This is a genomic window from Streptomyces sp. NBC_01622 (assembly GCF_045209635.1).
Lineage (GTDB): Bacteria > Actinomycetota > Actinomycetes > Streptomycetales > Streptomycetaceae > Streptomyces.
This window is the reverse complement of sequence record NZ_CP109293.1, coordinates 1,701,397-1,718,166: the sequence shown is the minus strand read 5'-3', so window position 1 is coordinate 1,718,166 and position 16,770 is coordinate 1,701,397. Positions and strand designations below refer to the sequence as shown.

The window sequence follows — 16,770 nt, the reverse complement described above, 5'->3', positions numbered from 1 at the left end:
GAGCACCGGACATGAACGCCCCGCCAGAGGAAGCCGCTACCGGGTCCATCACCTCCTCGGAGCTGCTGGCCGTCGTCGCCTCGCGTGAACTCGTCGGCAGGCGAACCGTCTTCGCCGGTATCGGTCTTCCGACCCTGTCCGCATCGCTGGCTCATCTGACGGTCGCGCCCACGCTGGAGATCGTCTACGAGTCGGGAGTGTGCGGAGCGCACCCGTCCCACCTACCCGAGACCATCGCCGACTCCGTGCTGATCACGGACGCCGAAGCGGTGCTGGCCATGCCCGCGCTCTTCGGCTACGTCCTGCAGGGCGGTCACATCGACGTCGGCTTCCTGGGGGCGGCCCAGATCGACCGGTGGGGCAACCTGAACTCCTCGGTGATCGGTGACTGGGGGCATCCGAAGGTCCGACTTCCGGGTTCGGGTGGCGCGATGGAGGTCATGGCCAACGCCGGTGAGGTGTTCATCGTGATGCGTCGCCACGAGCCCCGTTCGCTGCCCGACCGGCTCGACTTCTGCACCTCACCGGGACCGGACCGAGCCCTGGCCGACGGAATCCGTCCGCTCGGTGCGGGTGTCACCCGGGTCATCACCGACCTGGGCATCCTCGCGAGGCAGGGCCCCGGCGAAGAACTCCAGTTGGTGGCCATACATCCCGGGGTCACTGTGGACCAGGTCCGTGCGGCCACGGGCTGGGACCTACGGGTCGCCGGAACCGTGGCCACGGTGGCGCCCCCGACCGAGAACGAACTGTGCCTGCTGCGCCGGGATGTCGACCCCGGTCGTGTCTACCTGCGCTGAAAGGGCGTCAAGTCCCTTTCTCTCAGGTCGTGATGCTGACCGGTGACGACGGCCTCCCCAGCGTCGGCACAGGCTTGGACCGTCGGTCCATGCGAGGGAAGACCGCGTTGAAGGCCTTCGACATCACCTCGGCGCGGTAGAACTGACGCGCCGAGCCGTCGAAAGATGCGCCTGTTCTGTTCGGTCGAGCACGGCGGTGACCTCGGCGAAGGCGTCGGAGAGACGGCCGCAGATCGGATACAGATTCGTCGACGGGGAAGGCCGTCGGTACCCAGGGCGGAGATCTTGACCATGGTGTTCGGCTCGGCGGCCACCGCGGCGAGATCGCGCCTCCACTGGCCGAGGGCGTCCTGTGTGCGTTCGACGGGCATGCCGGCATGGTCGAGGACCAGGGGGAGGTCTTCGTGATCGGCTGCGAGAGCCCCTGCCTGTCGGGAGGGTTGGACGGCACCCGGCCGGCCTAACCGCCCCGACCACCGCCGATCTACAGCCAGGAAGGCAGCACGGGCAGTCCTTGCCGCATTTCCGAGGACGGAATCCGGCCGGTCAGCCAGCTCACCGTGGCCGCTGCCGTCGCCTTGAGCTCGGCGGTTGATCCGGAGCCGTCGGCTTGCGCAGCTCCGATCCGCCAGGTGTCGCGGCGGTCGGTCGGCGCAAGTACGAGCGCGGGGCATGCGTCCTTCAGGGAAAGGGTGGCCGTGACGTCGTCCAGGAGCGCGTCGACCACGCCCGAGGGCAGGTCGTCGACCGAGACACCGCTATCGAGATCGACGGCGTGCAGCCACACCTCCCGGACGCGCATCCAAGGGATCTCCGCTGCCGGAATCGCCCGGCCCAGCGCGCTTCGTACTTGGGCGTTCCACTGCCCGGTGTCGAGGCAGAGGAGGGCGTCATCCAGGTCTCGGGCGGTCGCCGTGACCCTGGATCGCAGTTCGGAAGCCGGGAGGGTCGCCGACTCGGCAATTTCGTCGGCCCGTTGATCGCGGCTCGCGTACATCGGGGTCTCGACGCCGGTACGGGCCCAGGCCGCGAGTCGGCCGAGTGCCTCGGCGTTGTGCGCCAGGTGACCCACGACGTGGGCGCGGGACCACTGGGGCAGCTTGCTCGGCGACTTGAAGTCGTCGTCGGTCAACTTGCCGACAGCGGCCAGGAAGCGGGCGGTACCCTCGCGCATCCAGGGCAGGGTCAGTTCGAGATTGTGCGGGCCGCTCATACCGTTGCCTCCGAGGCCAGGCGCGCGGCGATGTCGTTCCGCAGTGCCTTCTTGTCGATCTTTCCGACCTTGGTGGACGCCAACTCGTCGACGACCACGAGACGCTCGGGAAATTTGAACCGGGCGACTCCGATCTTCTCCATGAGGTCACGAACCTCGTCCAGCGTGACGGTCTCGCCGGGCCGTGGGACGACGTAGAGGCAGACGCGCTCGCCGAGTCGCGGGTCCGGCATGGCGACGGCCGCGACCTGGCTGACGGCGGGAAGCTGATAGACCAGGTTCTCCACCTCCTCGGCGGAGATGTTCTCCCCACCGCGGTTGATCATGTCCTTGTCCCGTCCCTCCACGATCAGGTTGCCCTCCGCGGTGCGGCGGCAGATGTCGCCGGAGCGGTACCAGCCGTCGGGGGTGAAGGCGCGCGCGTTCTGTTCGGCCGCCTTGTAGTAGCCGCGAGGCGTGTAGGGGCCGCGGGTCAGCAGCATGCCGGGCTGCGCATCGGGGACGTCCTGGTCGAACGCGTCGACGATCCGTACCTCGTCGGCCAGGCACATGGGTCGGCCCTGTGTCGTGCACACGATGTCGTCGGGGTCGTCGAGCCGGGTGTAGTTGAGCAGTCCCTCGGCCATGCCGAAGACCTGCTGGAGGGTTGCCGTGAGCACCGGCTTCACCTTGTACGCCAGTTCATCCGCCAACCGGGCCCCGCCCACCTGCAACACCCGCAGGCTCGCGAGCGCGGCTGATCCGTTCTCGGCCGCGTACTCCATCCACCGGGCGGCGACCGCGGGAACGACTGCGGTGTGGGTGACGCCCTCAGTCGCGATGGTGGCGAAGGCGCGGGCGGGCTCCGGGGAGGGCAGGGTGACGACCCGGCCGCCTGCCAGCAACACGCCCAGGATGCCTGGACAGGCGAGGGGGAAGTTGTGCCCCGCGGGCAGACTGACCAGGTAGATCGCGTCCGGCCCGACAGCGGCCACTTCCGCGCTCGCCAGGGCGTTGTAGGCGTAGTCGTCGTGGGTGCGGGCGATGAGTTTGGGCAGGCCGGTGGTTCCCCCGGAGAGCAGGAAGACGGCCACGTCCCTGGGTGCCGGGGCAGCCGCGTCGAGGCGTGCGCGGTCGGCCTTCGTGTCCTGCGAGGGCCCGCACAGGGCGCGGAGATCGATGCTGCCGGGCGCGATGTCGTCTCCGGCGACGAGGACGTGCCAGTCGGCGCCGGTGGCGGCGCGCACATCGGCGGCCAGTTCGTGTCCGAGTGCCTGGTGGTCGAAGTCGCGCATGACGTCCGGCACGGCGATCGCCACCGCCTCGGCGTGCCTGGCCAGATAGGCCAGTTCGGCGCGCCGGTGGGCCGGCATGGCCATCACCGGCACGATGCCGGCGCGCAGGCAGGCGAGCGTGAGGACCACGAACTCCCAGCCGTTGCCCAGCTGTACGACGATCCGGTCGCCCGCCGCGATGCCCAGCTCCAGTAGCCGTACGGCGGCGGCGTCGGCCCGTGCGGCGAGTTCGGCGTGGGTGAGGCGGACGCCGGCGCCGCCGAGCGCGACGGGATCCACGAGTGCCGGGGCGTCCGGCATCCGGTCCGCGACCTCCTGGAGCAGGGTGCCCAGAGGCACCCCCGCCCAGTACCCCTCGGCGACGTAGCGGGCTACCGCCGCGTCCGGCCAGGGGACGGTGTTCTCAGCTATCGGGGTGGGCATCGTCGGCCTCCCTCGTGATGATGACGGCGTCGAGCGCGACCAGGCCGTCCGCGGTGAGACGCAAGGGGTTGATCTCGACCTCGTCGAGGTGCGGGTTGGCGGCCAGGAAGGTGCCCAGGGAGGCAACCGTCCGGGCCAGGTCGTCGGGGTTCAGTACGGGACCGCCGCGCCAGCCGGCGAGCAGCGCCCGCCCGGCCAGCTCCTCGGGCATGGCGGCGGCCTCGGCCGGAGCGAGTGGGGCGAGTCGGATGGCGACGTCGGCCAGTGCCTCGGCTGTCGTACCGCCCAGGCCGAGCAGCACGATGGGGCCGAACACGGGATCGCGGCGCGCGCCGACGACCAGGTCGACCCCCGCTGGTGCCATCGACTCGACGAGGTAGCGGCGCGCCCCCGCGGCATCGAGCTTGTCGAGCGCCGTGTCCAGTTCGGCGGGCGTCGTGATGCCCAGATGCACACCGCCGATCTCGGTCTTGTGCAGCACTGCGGCGTCGAGGAGCTTGACCGCCACGGAGCCGCCCAGTTCGGCGAGCGCGGTGTGGGCGGCGGCCCGGTCGGAGCAGGCCCGGCGTAGCATCGTCGCCACTCCCAGCCGGTCGAGCAGGTCTTTCGCCTCGGCCTCGTCGTGTCCGCCGGTGATGCCGGTGGGCACGACGGTGTGGTCGGTCGCGGGCGCTGTGCGGTTTCGGGCGCGTGCGTCCGTCAGCAGGGCCGCGGTAGCGGCTGCGACTCCGCGCGGGTCGGAGGCAACGGCGATTCCTGCTTCCAGGAGTGCCCTGCGTCCTCGTACCACCGCCTCACCGGTTCCGCCGAGGCCCAGCACCAAGGGGACACCGACGGTGCTGCCCTCGCGCGCGGCGGCGACGATGTCCACGGCGTCGGGTTCGTGCAGCGCGTACCCGGCGATCACGTCGACGCCCGGGTCCGCGCCGACGGCGGTGAGGACGGCTCCCAGCTCCGGACCGGGGCGGCCGGTGTCGACGGGGTTGCGTTGGAAGGTCAGCGGCGGCAGCAGCCCGGCCAGGGTGGCCTGTGTGCCGGCCGTAAGTTCCGGGACGCGGGCGCGGCGCCCCCGCAGATCGTCGAGGAGCAGCAGACCCGGGCCGGCCTGCGCGGTCACCACTCCGACGCCCGGGTCGGCACCGGGCCGGGCCCGCGTGACCGCCAAGGCACCCACGGCGTCGACCAGTTCACGCTCGTCGTCGACCAGCACGGCGCCGGCCTGGGCCAGGGCGGCCCGCGTGGTGCGCCAGGACGTGGCGAGGGCTCCCGTGTGCGAGGCCGCGAAGGCACCGACGTCGTGCCGGCCCACGACCAGGGCGACGACCGGACGCCGCGCGGCGAGCCGACGCACGCTCGCGACCAGCCGAGGGCCGTCGGGCACCGACTCGATGTGCAGGGCGACGGCGCCCGTCTCCGGATCGTCCGCCAGGTGGTCCAGGACGTCGGGCGCCGTGATGTCCACACCGTTGCCGAGCCCCACGGCGAGGCTGAGCCCGTGGCCGGCCTCGGTCAGTGCGAACGCCAGGGCGTGGTTGACGCCGCCGCTCGCCGCGACGACGGCCACCTTCCCGGGCCTGACCTGGGCGACCCCGGGGACGAAGCTGGCGATCACTCCGGCGTGGGGTGCGAGGAAACCACTGGTGTTGGGACCGAGGAGCCTGATGCCCGTGGCCCGGACCACTTCGGCGAGCCGGTGCTGGTAGTCGACACCGGGCCCACCCGCTTCGGCGAAGCCTCCGCCGCAGATCACCGCGGCACCCGCTCTGGCGGCGGCTGCCTCGGCCAGAACGTCGGGGCAGGCCGCCGCCGGAACGCAGATCATCGCGAGGTCGACGGGCCCGTACCTGGCTGCCTCGGAGACCGAACCGTACATGGTGTCGTCGCGGCCGTTGACGAGCGCCAGGTAGTTCCCGCCGTCGGCGAAGCCGGACAGCGAACGGGCCATGGCGGCGCCGAGCTTCCCGGCGTTGCGGGAGGCGCCGACGACGGCGATGCCGCGCGGGGCGAACAAGGACTGGAGACCGCTGCTGACAGCGGTGGGCAGCGTGCTGGTCACCGGGCGACTCCCACCAGGTCGGCGCGGCCGGAGAGCACCTTGGTCAGCGCAAGGTCGCGGTCGGGTTCGGGCTCGATAGACAGGACCGAGAGGTTCTCCCGCATGCGGGCCCGCTCGCAGACAAGGGTGCGGGTGAGCGGCGTACCACCGTGCACGGCCACCAGCTCCGGGCCGTCCGGACCGGGGAGCCCGGCGAGCCGCGCGAACACCTCGACCAGCCCGGCTTCGGTGTCGGGAGCTTTCAGCAGCGCTCCCCAGCCGCCGCCGGCGACCGGACCGGCCGACAGCGGCAGGTCGGGCGTTCCGCGTACGGCGACGGGCGTGCCCCCGACGTCGGTCACGACATCGACGAGCCGGCACGGCGCGCTCCAGTTGGCGCCGGCGAACGGCGTCTCCAACGGCTCCGTCCCGTGCTCCGTGATCCAGCCTCCGTGGCTGGAGGCGACGAACTCCGGTGCTCTACGGGCCAGTCGGGCGTCGCCGATGCTGCGGGTGAGGAAGTGGTAGGCGAACTGCCACGGCTGGAAGGTGTCGTAGTAGCGGCCGAAGTGTTCCCACCAAGCCAGGCTGGGACGCGCCGAGTCCTGGATCTTGCGTACGGAGGGCTGGGCCGTCCGCTCGTAGGCGGCGAGCGCCGCGGGCAGGTCGCCGGGATGGTCGGTGAGGGCACGTGCGAGTTCCACCGCGTCCTCCATCGCCATCTTGGTGCCGGAGCCCACGGAGAAGTGCGCGGTGTGCACGGCATCGCCGAGCAGGGCGACCGGCCGGGGATCGAGCGTGTGCCAGTGCCGGGTACGCCGGGTGCGGAAGTTGCCCCACCGGGAGTTGTTCGTCAGCAGCTGCCCGCCTTCGATCTGCTCGGCGAACAGCTTCTCCAGGTACTCCTTGGACTTCAGGTCGCTCACGCCGGGCGGCTGGGTGACATCGAACTCGTCCAGCCCGGCGCGCCGCCAGGACTCCTCGTCGGTTTCCACGATGAAGGTCGACAAGGAGTCGGAGATCGGGTAGCCGTGGACTGCGAAGACGCCGTCCGGACTGCGTTCATGGACGAAGGTGAGCCCGTCGAAGAGGTAGTCCGTGCCGAACCAGATGAACTTCGCCGTGGCTGTCTCCACCTCTGTGCCCAGGCCGGGGCCGAGCTCCTCGCGGATCTTCGATCCCGCTCCGTCCGCAGCTACGACGAGGTCGTAGCCGCCTAGGTCGTCGAGCGTCACCTCGGTGGAGAACCTGAGGCCGGCTCCGACATCACGGGCCCGCTCCTGGAGCAGGAGGAGCAGCGTGCGGCGTACGACCGCCGCCATGCCGTTTCCGCCGCAGCGGACGCGTTCGCTCTTGAGCCGGACCTCGATCTCGTCCCAGTGCCGGCCGTGCTCGGTGAGCGCCTCGCGCAGGACCGGATCGGCCTCGTGGATGGCCTCAAGAGTGCGGTCGGAGAACACGACGCCGAAACCGAAGGTGTCGTCGGCGCGATTGCGCTCGAACACGGTGACCTCGGCAGACGGATCGGCCTGCCGCATCAGAGCGGCGAAGAACAGCCCGCCGGGCCCACCGCCCACCACTGCGATACGCATGGCGTCACTGCTCCTTGACCAGGGTGTTGCTCAGCTCGCCGACACCCTCGATCCGGGTGACGAGCTTGGAGCCCTCCGCGAGGTAGCGGGCGGGCTTGCGCGCGTGTCCGACGCCGCCGGGGGTGCCGGTGGCGATGATGTCGCCGGGGACGAGGGTGATGATCTGCGAGATGTACGAGACGAGCGCGGCGGCGTCGAAGACCAGGTCGGCGGTGTCGGCCCGCTGCATGGTCTCGCCGTCGACCTCGCAGGAGATCTCGCCGGGCTCGGAGTTGGTCACCAGCCACGGACCGACCGGAGTGGAGCGCTCGAAGGTCTTGCCCTGCAGCCACTCCACCGAGCGGTACTGGAAGTCGCGGGCGGTGACGTCGTTGACGACGGTGTAGCCGGCGATCGCGGCGGCGGCCTCTTCACGGTCGGCGTGGCGCACCTCGGCCCCCACGACGACACCCAACTCGGCCTCCCAGTCGACCTGTTCGGATCCGGCGGGCAGCACGACCGGGTCGTACGCGCCGACCAGGGCGCGGGCGAACTTGGCGAACAGCGCCGGATACTGCGGCAGTTCGCGGCCCATCTCCAGGATGTGGGTGCGGTAGTTCAGGCCCACGCAGAAGATCTTCTCCGGGTTGGGGACCAGAGGCGCGTAGTCGAGACCGGCCGGGTCGTGCCGGGGCCCGTCGGCGGTCCGCGCCGTGTCCCGCCAGTCGGGCCGGGCCAGGAAGGCGCCGAGGTCGACGGCACCGAGTTCGACCGCGGCGTCCTCGTCGACGCGGACGGCGGCGGTGCCGGAGGCGGTGCGGATGGTGGCGAGTTTCACGGGGCGACAGCCTCTCGGGAGGTGCGGGCGAGGCCGAGGGCCTCGAAAACGGGATCGTCGGAGAACCGGAAGGCGTCGAGACCAGTGTCGGTCCGGAAGGAGAGGCCCGCCCAGGAGGGCACCGCGAACAGGTCGCCCTTGCCCACCTCGTAGGTGTCGTCGCCGACCGTGACGGTGCCGGAGCCCTCGAATACCTGCCACACCGACGAGCCGGCCGTACGGGTCAGCGCGGTGCGGGTACCGGAGCGCAGTCGGTGCATCTCGCAGCGCATGGTGGAGAGACAGTCACCGGCGGTGGCCGGGTTGGTGAAGCGGACCACGGCGTGGCCGGGCTCGACGACGCCGGGGTGTCCTTCGTCCTCCAACTCAAGCTGTGCGGCGAGGGCGGCGTCGGTGTGTTCCCACCGGTAGGCCATCAACGGCGACGCCTTGGGAGCGGGAGCTCCGACGGGAGTGAGGCCCGGGTGCCCCCACAGCCGCTCGTTGCGCGAACTGTCGGGAGTGGCGCGGGTGGACAGCTCGTCGGGGCCGAACTCGAAGAAGCCGGCGTCTATCTGGCGCACTAGCGGGATGTCCAGGCCGTCGATCCACGCCATGGGACTGTCGGAGGTGTTGTGGTGCTCGTGGAAGTGCATGCCGGGGGTGAGCAGCAGATCGCCGCGTCGCATGGCGACCGGGTCGCCCTCCACATTGGTCCACACGCCCTCGCCGTCCACCACGAAGCGGAACGCCGTCTGCGTGTGCCGGTGCGCGGGAGCCTCCTCGCGCGGGCCGAGGTACTGGATCGCGGCCCACAGGGTCGGTGTGGCGTAGGGCGTGCCGGGCAACCCCGAGTTGGCCAGGGCGATCGCGCGGCGCTCGCCGCCACGGCCGACGGGAACGAGCTCACCGGCACGTTCGGCCAGCGGCAGCAGGGTCGACCAGCGCCAGAGCATGGGCACCGCGTCGGGGCGGGGGCTGGTGGGCATCAGCCCGCCGATCTGGGTCCACAGCGGAGTCATGTGGGCTTCGGCGAAGCGGGCGTACAGATCGTCGAGCTGAGCCTTCTCTTCCTCGGTGATCTGCGGGAGCTGGGCTGTCGTCATGCGATCGTCGCCTCCTTACGAGAGGTACGAGAGGTACGAGAGTTATGGGTCGCCACGGCCGTCTGGGCCGCGTGCGGGCGGAGCGCAGGACCGGCGCCGGGCGGTGCGCTGAAGATCCCGGTCGTGGCGTCGCGAAGCGACGGGGATGCCGCACTGGCGCTGAGGCATGGGCGTCACGCTCCTTGCCGTCCGGACCTCGTCATGGCCGCGTAACTTCGCCGCCATGACGAGGCAACACCAACGTACGTCAAAAATGCGACGGTCGTCCAGAGGTTGAAACTAATCGAGGTGCTGCGCCTGTGCGGTGCAGGTCAGGCCCTGCTGATCAACTCGTCTATGTACGTCTCGGCGGGATGCCGAAGAAGTCCGTGCGCCTCAAGGAACACGTCGTGGGCAAGGCGTCCGTGCCAGCCGGTCGGCAGGAGTTCGGGCGGCAGGTCCGGGTCCCGGAACGGGAAGAGCCGGTAGTCGTGGATCAGCTGCATGCGTTCCGTCAGGGCCGCCGGCCCGTGAAGCGCCCCGGCCCGGTACTCGGTCAGCCGCGGGCGGTAGATCTCCAGGAGTTCGGCGTAGTCGCGGTTCAGTTTCTCCAGTTCCCAGGCGCGTCCGGCGATGTCCCGGTCGGCCTCCAGGCCCTTCGATCGGGAGCGGAACGTGTCCAGCTGTGCGGCGGGGGTGTCGGCAAAGGCGCGCAGGACGTGGTCGGTCCGGTCGTGCGGGCTGAGCCAGATCGCCGAGGAGAGGGGGCCGAAGCCGAACCAGGCGAGCTTCTTGCGCAACTGCTCCCGCAGTGTGCGCTCGGTCTCCGGGACCGAGTAGACGATCATGTGCCACTGGCCGTCCCAGGGGCCGCGTGCCCGCTGGAAGATCCGGGCGCGCCCCTCGTCGAGCAGTTCCCATGCCGTGTCTGTGAGCGCGTAGACGGTTTCCCGTCCCTCTCGCCTGCTGTCCAGCCACCCCTCTTTACGCATCCGGGTCGCTGTCACGCGGACCGTCGCCTCGGGGACGTCGAAGCACTCCATCAGCGCGACGAGCGCACGCAGTCGGACCTCGCCACCTCGGTAGCGCAGATAGTCGCCGAACAGGTCGAACACCAACGACCGTGCCTTCATGCGTATGACCTCCTGTCGACTTGATCCGGTCACGACCTGTGGGGTGGCGTGTGGTTCGCGCACGGCCGTGATCACCCTGCCACAACGCGTGGGCAAGCCTCCATGATGCGACTATCAGCGTCCTCCAAATGACTCATCCTGAAAACGAGCGGCGTAATATTGACACTTGAGATGTGGGTCACGATGATGACTGCAGACCTGGTGAGCTCCGCCCGTCCTCAAGTTCGGCTCCGGAGTCCGAACGGTCGGCACGGGGCCGGATCTCCGAACCGCGAGTTCGGAGGAAGCAACGAAGCCGGCTCGGAGCCGTACTGAGCCGCATTCCCCGACGCTCCATGCTCCGCATCCACCCCCTCCCCGTGCGGGGCAGCCAGTGGCCGTCGGCAGCAGAGCCGTCAGACAGCATCTGAAGGGACTCAGATCATGACCGCGACCCCCATTCCACGGGTAGGCCACCTGATCGACGGAGAGATGACCCCCGTCGGCGACCTGCGTGACGTCCACGATCCCGGGCGCCTCCAGGACGTCGTGGCGCAGGTGGCCGTGGGAACCGTCGACGACGTCGACCGCGCCGTCCGGGCGGCCCACGTCGCCTATGCCGCCTGGCGGCAGACCCCGGCGAGCGAGCGCGCGGCCCTGCTGATGGCCGCGGGTGACCTACTCACCACCCACTCCGGGGAACTCGCTCCCCTTCTGGTGCGGGAGCACGGCGGTGTGCTGTGGGAGGCCCAGACCGACTTCGCGCTGGGCACCGGAGTGCTCCAGCACACGGCGAGTCTGGTCGAGGACTTCTTCCGCCCGGTGCAGTACGACGACGAGCAGAGCTTCATCAGCGTGGAGAAGGTGCCGCGCGGTGTCGTGGCGGCGGTCGTCCCGTGGAACATGCCGGTCGTCCTGACGATGATGAAGCTGGCGCCGGCGCTGGCGACGGGGAACACGGTCGTGCTCAAGCCCTCGCCGTTCGCCCCCGCCGCACTGACTCTCCTCCTCCAGCGGGTCGCCGAACTCTTCCCGCCGGGCGTGATCAACGTGGTCCACGGTGAGGGCGACGTCGGCGCCGCCCTCACCGGACACCCGCTGGCGCGCAAGGTCGGCTTCACCGGAGGGACGCTCACCGCGCAGAAGGTCATCCACGCGACCGCGGACACCATCAAGAACGTCACCCTGGAGCTGGGCGGAAACGATCCGGCGATCGTCCTGGACGACGTGGACATTGACGCCGCGTTGGAGCGCATGCTCAAAGGTGTCTACACGAGGTCCGGACAGATCTGCTTCGCGGTGAAGCGGATCTATGTCCCCCGTGGCCTCTATCAGCGATTCTCCGACGCGTTCTGCGAGCGGGTGGACGAGTATGCCGTCGGTCACGGACTCGACCCGGCCACGAGCTTCGGGCCGCTGAACAACGAGGCCCAGCACAAGAAGGTCACCGACCTGCTCGACAGGACCAGGAACTCCACCGCGCGGCTTGTGGAACTGGGGCGCAAGGTCGACGCCGACTCGTGGAACGACGGCTACTACGTCCTGCCGCACGTCGTCCTGGACGTCGAGCACGAGGCCCCCGTCTCCTGCGAGGAGCAGTTCGGTCCGGTCGTCCCCCTCATCGCCTACGACGACGAGGACCAGGCCGTGCGCTGGGCCAACGACAGCGCCTACGGCCTCGGCTCGTCGGTATGGACCACGGACCCGGACCGCGGCCTTGCCCTGGCCCGCCGGATCGAGGCCGGCAGCACCTTCATCAACACGCACTCCTTCGAGTCGCTCGATCTGCGCATGCCGTTCGGCGGAATCAAGGAGAGCGGCATCGGGCGTGAGTTCGGTACGGCGGGCATGTCGGAGTACGTCGAGGACCACGCCATCCGCCGCCTGAAGTAGTCCGACGTCCGGCCTCCCGCGCACACCGCGCGGGAGGCCAGGTGTCGGCGCAGTCTCGCGGCACCCGCTGTATCCGTCGGTGGTGCCGTTCACAGAAGATCACCTGTCGGAACCCGCCTGGCCTCGCCCTTCCGCGACGACGGGCCGGGTGTTCGGCCCCGTACACAGCTTGGAGTCCGATCGCCATGACCACGATCACCGCCGCCGTCGCGCGGGTGCACAAGGCACCGCTGACCCTCGAACAGCTTCAACTCGACGACATCCGGGACAACGAGGTGCGGGTCAGGATGGTGGCCACGGGTGTGTGTCACACCGACTTCATCGTCCGCGACGGCGTCTACCCCACTCCGCTCCCGGCAGTGCTCGGCCACGAGGGCGCCGGCATCGTCGAGGCGGTCGGGAAGACGGTCACCCGGGTCAAGGCCGGCGACCACGTGGTGATGTCCGCCGCCTACTGCACCCACTGCACAGAGTGCCTGGCCGGCCAGATGGCCTACTGCGAGAACCTGTTCACCCAGGACTTTGGCGGCCGTCGTGACGATGGCTCGACCGCGCTGTCCGCCCAGGACGGGACGGTCGTCTCCTCGCACTTCTTCGGCCAGTCCGCGTTCAGCACGCACGCCAACGTCGTCGAGAGCAGCGTCATCCAAGTCGATCCGGCCGCGCCGCTGGAGACGTTGGCGCCGCTCGGCTGCGGTATGCAGACCGGTGCAGGGTCCGTCCTCAACGAACTCCGTCCGCCGGCCGGATCGTCCTTCGCGGTCTCCGGCGCTGGCGCGGTGGGCCTGGCCGCGATCATGGCGGCCCGGGTCGCCGGCTGCACCACGATCGTCGCGATCGACGTCCACGACTCCCGCCTCGAACTGGCGAAGGAGCTCGGCGCCACCCACACGATCAATGGCCGCGATGCCGACGTCGCCGACGAACTGATGCGGATCACGGGTGGCAGGGGCGTCTACAACATCCTCGACACCACGGGCATCCCCGGAGTGCTGGCTCCGCTGGTCGGCGCACTGTCCATCCGGGGCACGCTGGCCCTTGTGGGAGCCGCCGCTCCGGGCACCGAGGCGCCGTTCGAGATCGGGCAGTCCCTGGTGAAGGGGTGGACGTTCAAGACCATCGTCCAGGGGAGTTCCGTACCCCAGCTGTTCATCCCGCGGCTGGTCGAGCTGTACGAGCAGGGGCGCTTCCCCCTCGACAAGCTCATCCAGCACTACAAGTTCGACGACATCAACACCGCTTTCGCGGACTCCGCGTCCGGCGCCACGGTCAAGCCGGTGGTCGTCTTCTGACGTCAGGTACAAGGTGACCGAGGCGGTTCAAGAAGCCCTCGGTGCCCGCGCCCGGTTCGTCCTGTCCCGGTGTCCCGGCGCGCCGCGTCATGGCCGCCGGGGCAGCCCGGACGCCGCCTCCCGGACGTGGTCCAGTGCCGTGTCCAGTGCGGCCAGGTCCTGCGAGGTGAAGCCGTCGAAGACCTTTCGCAGGTTGCAGGCGTGCACGACGGCCGCCCGGTCGAGTACGTCGTGCCCGGTGGCGGTGATGCCCGCGTAGGAGACGCGCCGGTCGGTGGGGCACGGGCGCCGCTCGACGTATCCCGCGATCTGCATCCGGTCCACCAGGCGGGTCACGCCACTCGTGGTGAGGGCGATCTGGTCGGCCAGGGAGCTCATCGTCAGCTGTTCCCCCTCCGAGCGGGCCAGCCGGATGAGCACCTCGAACCAGACGTGTGGGAGTCCCGTCTCGGACTCCATGGCCGAGCCGAGCCACTGCTCCAGCCGGCTGTACGCCTCGGCCAGGCGGCCGAACGTGGTGATCAGAGGGTCGTCGATGGGAGTCGCGGAAGGCATGTTGACAATCCTACCCGGTAAAAGGTTGTTGAGTCAGATATTGCGTCATCAAGCATCGATGGTTACTGTGTCAATATCTGACTAGTCAATGAACTGGAGGCAGTCATGCATGTCGCGATCATCGGAGCGGGCAACGTGGGCTCCGCTCTCAGCAAGGCCGCGGTAGCCGCCGGACACACGGTGTCCGTCTCGGCGACCAGCCCGGAGAAGGCCGCTGCGGTGGCGGCCGAAACGGGAGCGCGTCCCGCGGTGAACAACGTGGACGCCGTGACCGGCGCCGACCTCGTGGTGCTGGCCGTGCCCGGCAGTGCGGTGACCTCCGTCGCGGACGAACTGGCGCCGGCGGTGAGCGGCAAGATCGTCGTCGATGCCACCAACCCGCTGAACGCGACCTTCACCGACCTCGACATCGAGGAGACCGCGGCCGCGCAGACCCTCCAACGGCACCTGCCGAACACGCCCGTGGTCAAGGCCTTCAACACCGTCTTCGCCGGACGCCTCGGCAACCCCGTCGAGCAGGGCGTTCCGTTGCACCTCTTCTACGCCGGTGACGATGCCGACGCGAAGAAGAACGTTGCGGAGTTCGCATCCTCGCTCGGCTTCGCGCCGATCGACGCGGGTGGGCTGCGCATGGCCCGCGCGCTGGAGGAGATGGCCTTCCTGAACATCTCGCTGAACGCGTCCCAGGGCTGGGCGTGGCAGTCCGGGTGGGCACTGCTCGGCCCGACCGGCTGAGGGGAGTCCAGGATGACCACGGACGCCGACATATCGAACTCCCCGTTCGGGGCGCCGGTCGCGGTGACCCGGGGAGACGCGGTGACTCCGCTCGTCGTGCTGCTGCACGGCCGCGGCTCGCGCGAGACCGAGATCATGGCGCTCGCCGACGCGCTGCCATCTGAACTGGCGTACGCGGCAGTCCGCGCACCCATCGCCGAGGGGCCGGGTTTCGCCTGGTTCGCCAACCGCGGTATCGGCCGCCCGGTCCCGGAGTCCCTGCGGGCGTCCATGAACTGGTTCAACGCCTGGCTCGACGGGATCGCCCCACCCGGTCGACCCGTTCTGCTCGTCGGCTTCAGCGGCGGCGCCGCGTTCGCGGGCGGCCTCGTCCTGGACGACCCCGAACGCTTCGCCGGCGCCGCGATCCTCTACGGCACGCTGCCCTTCGACGCAGGGGTGCCCACGGTGACCGCGCGACTGGCCGGGGTGCCGGTGTTCCTCGCCCAGGGCGAGCACGACCACGTCATCCCGCGGGAACTCCTCGACCGCACTTGGCAGTACCTGACCGAGGAGTCCGGGGCGCCGACGATCGCCCGGCGGGATCCCGTGGGGCACACCATGGCCCCCGGCGCGCTGGCCAGCCTCGCCGGCTGGCTCGCGGAGCGGGCCGACCACCTTGCCCGTCATGGGTTTTCCGGCAGCGAGCCGGCGCGCTGGCCGACCCTCTCCGAGGGGCTTCCCGGCCGCGCCGGGCCCAGGCCGCGGGTCAGTGTGACGATTCCCCAGCAGCAGCTGACCGACAACTCACCTCCGGAGCTGCAGGAGAAGCTGTTCGCCCGGCTGAGCGCGCTCGTCGGTGTCGACACCGGCCAGTCGGCTATCTCCGTGCCGGGCGCGCGAGGCTTCATGCTCACGCAGGCCCCCACTACCGGTCCTGTGCAGGCGTTCCTCGTGCCAAGGGCCAGGGAATTCGCTCACCTGCACCCCGGACAGGACGGCTCACTCCACGTGGCGCTGCCGGTCGGCCTGGCCGCCGACGCCATCCGGCACGGCTGGGCCGTGGCCCATCCACTCGCCGGCATCAGGCTCACTCCGGGCATGGTGCTGGTCTACGGACCACGTGACGAGCACGAACTCGACATCGTCACCGCGATCGTGAGCACCAGCCACGCCTGGGCGGCGGGGGAGTTCGCCCCAGCTTCGGCATAGCCGATCGGCGCGGATTCCCGCGTGCGGTCACTTCTCGGCCGGGCCCGTACGGCCCGGGTTCCACAGCCACGGATTCACCAGCAGCGCTCGTCGAGCGCGCCCAAGAGAATCGAGTACGCACCATGGAGCGTCGTTCCATGCTCAGAGGGGGAGCCGCCGCCGCGTTCGGCGCACTCGCCATCACCGCTGTCACGAGCGGAGACAGTCTGGCCGAGGCGGCCCAGCAATACCCGGGTCTGCTCCCGGACCCGGCCACCACGCCGGTGCCGAACCCTCCCTACCCGCAGAACCTGACCCGCGCCGAGCGCAGGCACCTGGAGACCTTCGACGAACTGGACTTCGAGATCTTCACCCACGCCGACTGGGCGCGCCTGGGTGAGAGCCACGCGAAGAACGTGCGGGTGCACTGGCCCGACGGGCACTACACCGACGGCATCGAACAGCACGTCAAGGACCTCGCGGCCCTCTTCGTGTGGGCTCCCGACACACGGATCCTGTCCCACCCGCTCCGGGTGGCGAAGGGCGAACTGACCGCGGTCACCGGCGTGATGCAGGGCACCTTCACCCGCCCCATGCCGGACGGGAACGGCGGCTTCATCCAGCCGACCGGCAAGAAGTACGCCATCAATATGGCCACGGTCGGCATCTGGAACCGCCGGGGCACCATGGACGAGGAGTTCCTGTTCTGGGACAACCAGACCTTCTACGGGCAGATCGGCCTCGGCTGAGCCGGTGAGTGCGAGTCGGCGCGGGTAACCACGGCAAGGGAGCAGA

At 69.9% G+C, this 16,770-nt stretch carries 15 protein-coding genes; 6 read left to right on the top strand and 9 right to left on the bottom strand.

Going from position 1 to position 16,770, the window contains the following annotated elements:
* Window positions 1–11 precede the first annotated feature (11 nt).
* Complete coding sequence (locus tag OH768_RS07925) at window positions 12–800, top strand: CoA-transferase subunit beta (RefSeq protein ID WP_406451448.1); 789 nt, start codon at window positions 12–14, stop codon at window positions 798–800.
* On the opposite strand, the gene OH768_RS07920 is transcribed toward OH768_RS07925, so the two are convergent.
* The 8 genes from OH768_RS07920 to OH768_RS07885 form a co-directional block, all read right to left on the bottom strand.
* Complete coding sequence (locus OH768_RS07920; protein WP_406465185.1) at window positions 788–1,294, bottom strand: amidohydrolase family protein; 507 nt, start codon at window positions 1,292–1,294, stop codon at window positions 788–790. The two genes, OH768_RS07925 and OH768_RS07920, sit on opposite strands and share 13 nt — an antisense overlap.
* Entirely contained in the window at window positions 1,285–2,013 is a 729-nt protein-coding gene (locus OH768_RS07915; protein WP_406451446.1) for a maleylpyruvate isomerase family mycothiol-dependent enzyme, read from the bottom strand. The genes OH768_RS07920 and OH768_RS07915 overlap by 10 nt, the downstream gene beginning before the upstream one ends.
* Window positions 2,010–3,710 carry a (2,3-dihydroxybenzoyl)adenylate synthase gene (locus OH768_RS07910; RefSeq protein ID WP_406451444.1) on the bottom strand — a complete coding sequence of 567 codons (1,701 nt, stop codon included), beginning with the start codon at window positions 3,708–3,710 and terminating at the stop codon, window positions 2,010–2,012. The genes OH768_RS07915 and OH768_RS07910 overlap by 4 nt, the downstream gene beginning before the upstream one ends.
* Complete coding sequence (locus tag OH768_RS07905) at window positions 3,691–5,766, bottom strand: acetate--CoA ligase family protein (RefSeq protein WP_406451442.1); 2,076 nt, start codon at window positions 5,764–5,766, stop codon at window positions 3,691–3,693. Before OH768_RS07905 ends, OH768_RS07910 begins: the two co-directional genes overlap by 20 nt.
* A complete protein-coding gene (locus tag OH768_RS07900; protein ID WP_406451440.1) occupies window positions 5,763–7,337 on the bottom strand; it encodes an FAD-dependent monooxygenase in 1,575 nt (524 codons plus the stop codon). The genes OH768_RS07905 and OH768_RS07900 overlap by 4 nt, the downstream gene beginning before the upstream one ends.
* A gap of 4 nt (window positions 7,338–7,341) precedes the next feature.
* A complete protein-coding gene (locus tag OH768_RS07895; RefSeq protein ID WP_406451438.1) occupies window positions 7,342–8,154 on the bottom strand; it encodes a fumarylacetoacetate hydrolase family protein in 813 nt (270 codons plus the stop codon).
* Window positions 8,151–9,239: a cupin domain-containing protein gene (locus tag OH768_RS07890; RefSeq protein ID WP_406451436.1), complete on the bottom strand. Its 1,089-nt coding sequence runs from the start codon at window positions 9,237–9,239 to the stop codon at window positions 8,151–8,153. The genes OH768_RS07895 and OH768_RS07890 overlap by 4 nt, the downstream gene beginning before the upstream one ends.
* A gap of 311 nt (window positions 9,240–9,550) precedes the next feature.
* Window positions 9,551–10,351, bottom strand: a complete 801-nt coding sequence (locus OH768_RS07885) for a PaaX family transcriptional regulator C-terminal domain-containing protein (RefSeq protein ID WP_406451434.1) — start codon at window positions 10,349–10,351, stop codon at window positions 9,551–9,553.
* 423 nt (window positions 10,352–10,774) lie between these two features.
* Between OH768_RS07885 and OH768_RS07880 the strand changes: the two genes are divergently transcribed.
* Window positions 10,775–12,223, top strand: coding sequence for an aldehyde dehydrogenase family protein (locus OH768_RS07880; RefSeq protein WP_406451432.1), 1,449 nt, complete (start codon window positions 10,775–10,777; stop codon window positions 12,221–12,223).
* A 185-nt stretch (window positions 12,224–12,408) separates the two neighbouring features.
* A complete protein-coding gene (locus tag OH768_RS07875; RefSeq protein ID WP_406451430.1) occupies window positions 12,409–13,515 on the top strand; it encodes an NAD(P)-dependent alcohol dehydrogenase in 1,107 nt (368 codons plus the stop codon).
* An 87-nt stretch (window positions 13,516–13,602) separates the two neighbouring features.
* Here the strand turns inward: OH768_RS07875 and OH768_RS07870 are convergent, their stop codons facing one another.
* The gene (locus OH768_RS07870) at window positions 13,603–14,070 is read right to left on the bottom strand and encodes a MarR family winged helix-turn-helix transcriptional regulator (RefSeq protein ID WP_406451428.1); all 468 of its coding nucleotides are present in this window, start codon (window positions 14,068–14,070) and stop codon (window positions 13,603–13,605) included.
* 105 nt (window positions 14,071–14,175) lie between these two features.
* On the opposite strand from OH768_RS07870, the gene OH768_RS07865 reads away from it, so the two are divergent.
* The 3 genes from OH768_RS07865 to OH768_RS07855 all read left to right on the top strand — a co-directional run bounded on the left by OH768_RS07865 (window position 14,176) and on the right by OH768_RS07855 (window position 16,724).
* Window positions 14,176–14,805: an NADPH-dependent F420 reductase gene (locus OH768_RS07865; protein WP_406451426.1), complete on the top strand. Its 630-nt coding sequence runs from the start codon at window positions 14,176–14,178 to the stop codon at window positions 14,803–14,805.
* 12 nt (window positions 14,806–14,817) lie between these two features.
* Window positions 14,818–15,996, top strand: a complete 1,179-nt coding sequence (locus OH768_RS07860; RefSeq protein ID WP_406451424.1) for a hypothetical protein — start codon at window positions 14,818–14,820, stop codon at window positions 15,994–15,996.
* Between the two features lie 137 nt (window positions 15,997–16,133).
* The gene (locus OH768_RS07855; protein ID WP_406451422.1) at window positions 16,134–16,724 is read left to right on the top strand and encodes an ester cyclase; all 591 of its coding nucleotides are present in this window, start codon (window positions 16,134–16,136) and stop codon (window positions 16,722–16,724) included.
* Window positions 16,725–16,770: the final 46 nt, after the last annotated feature.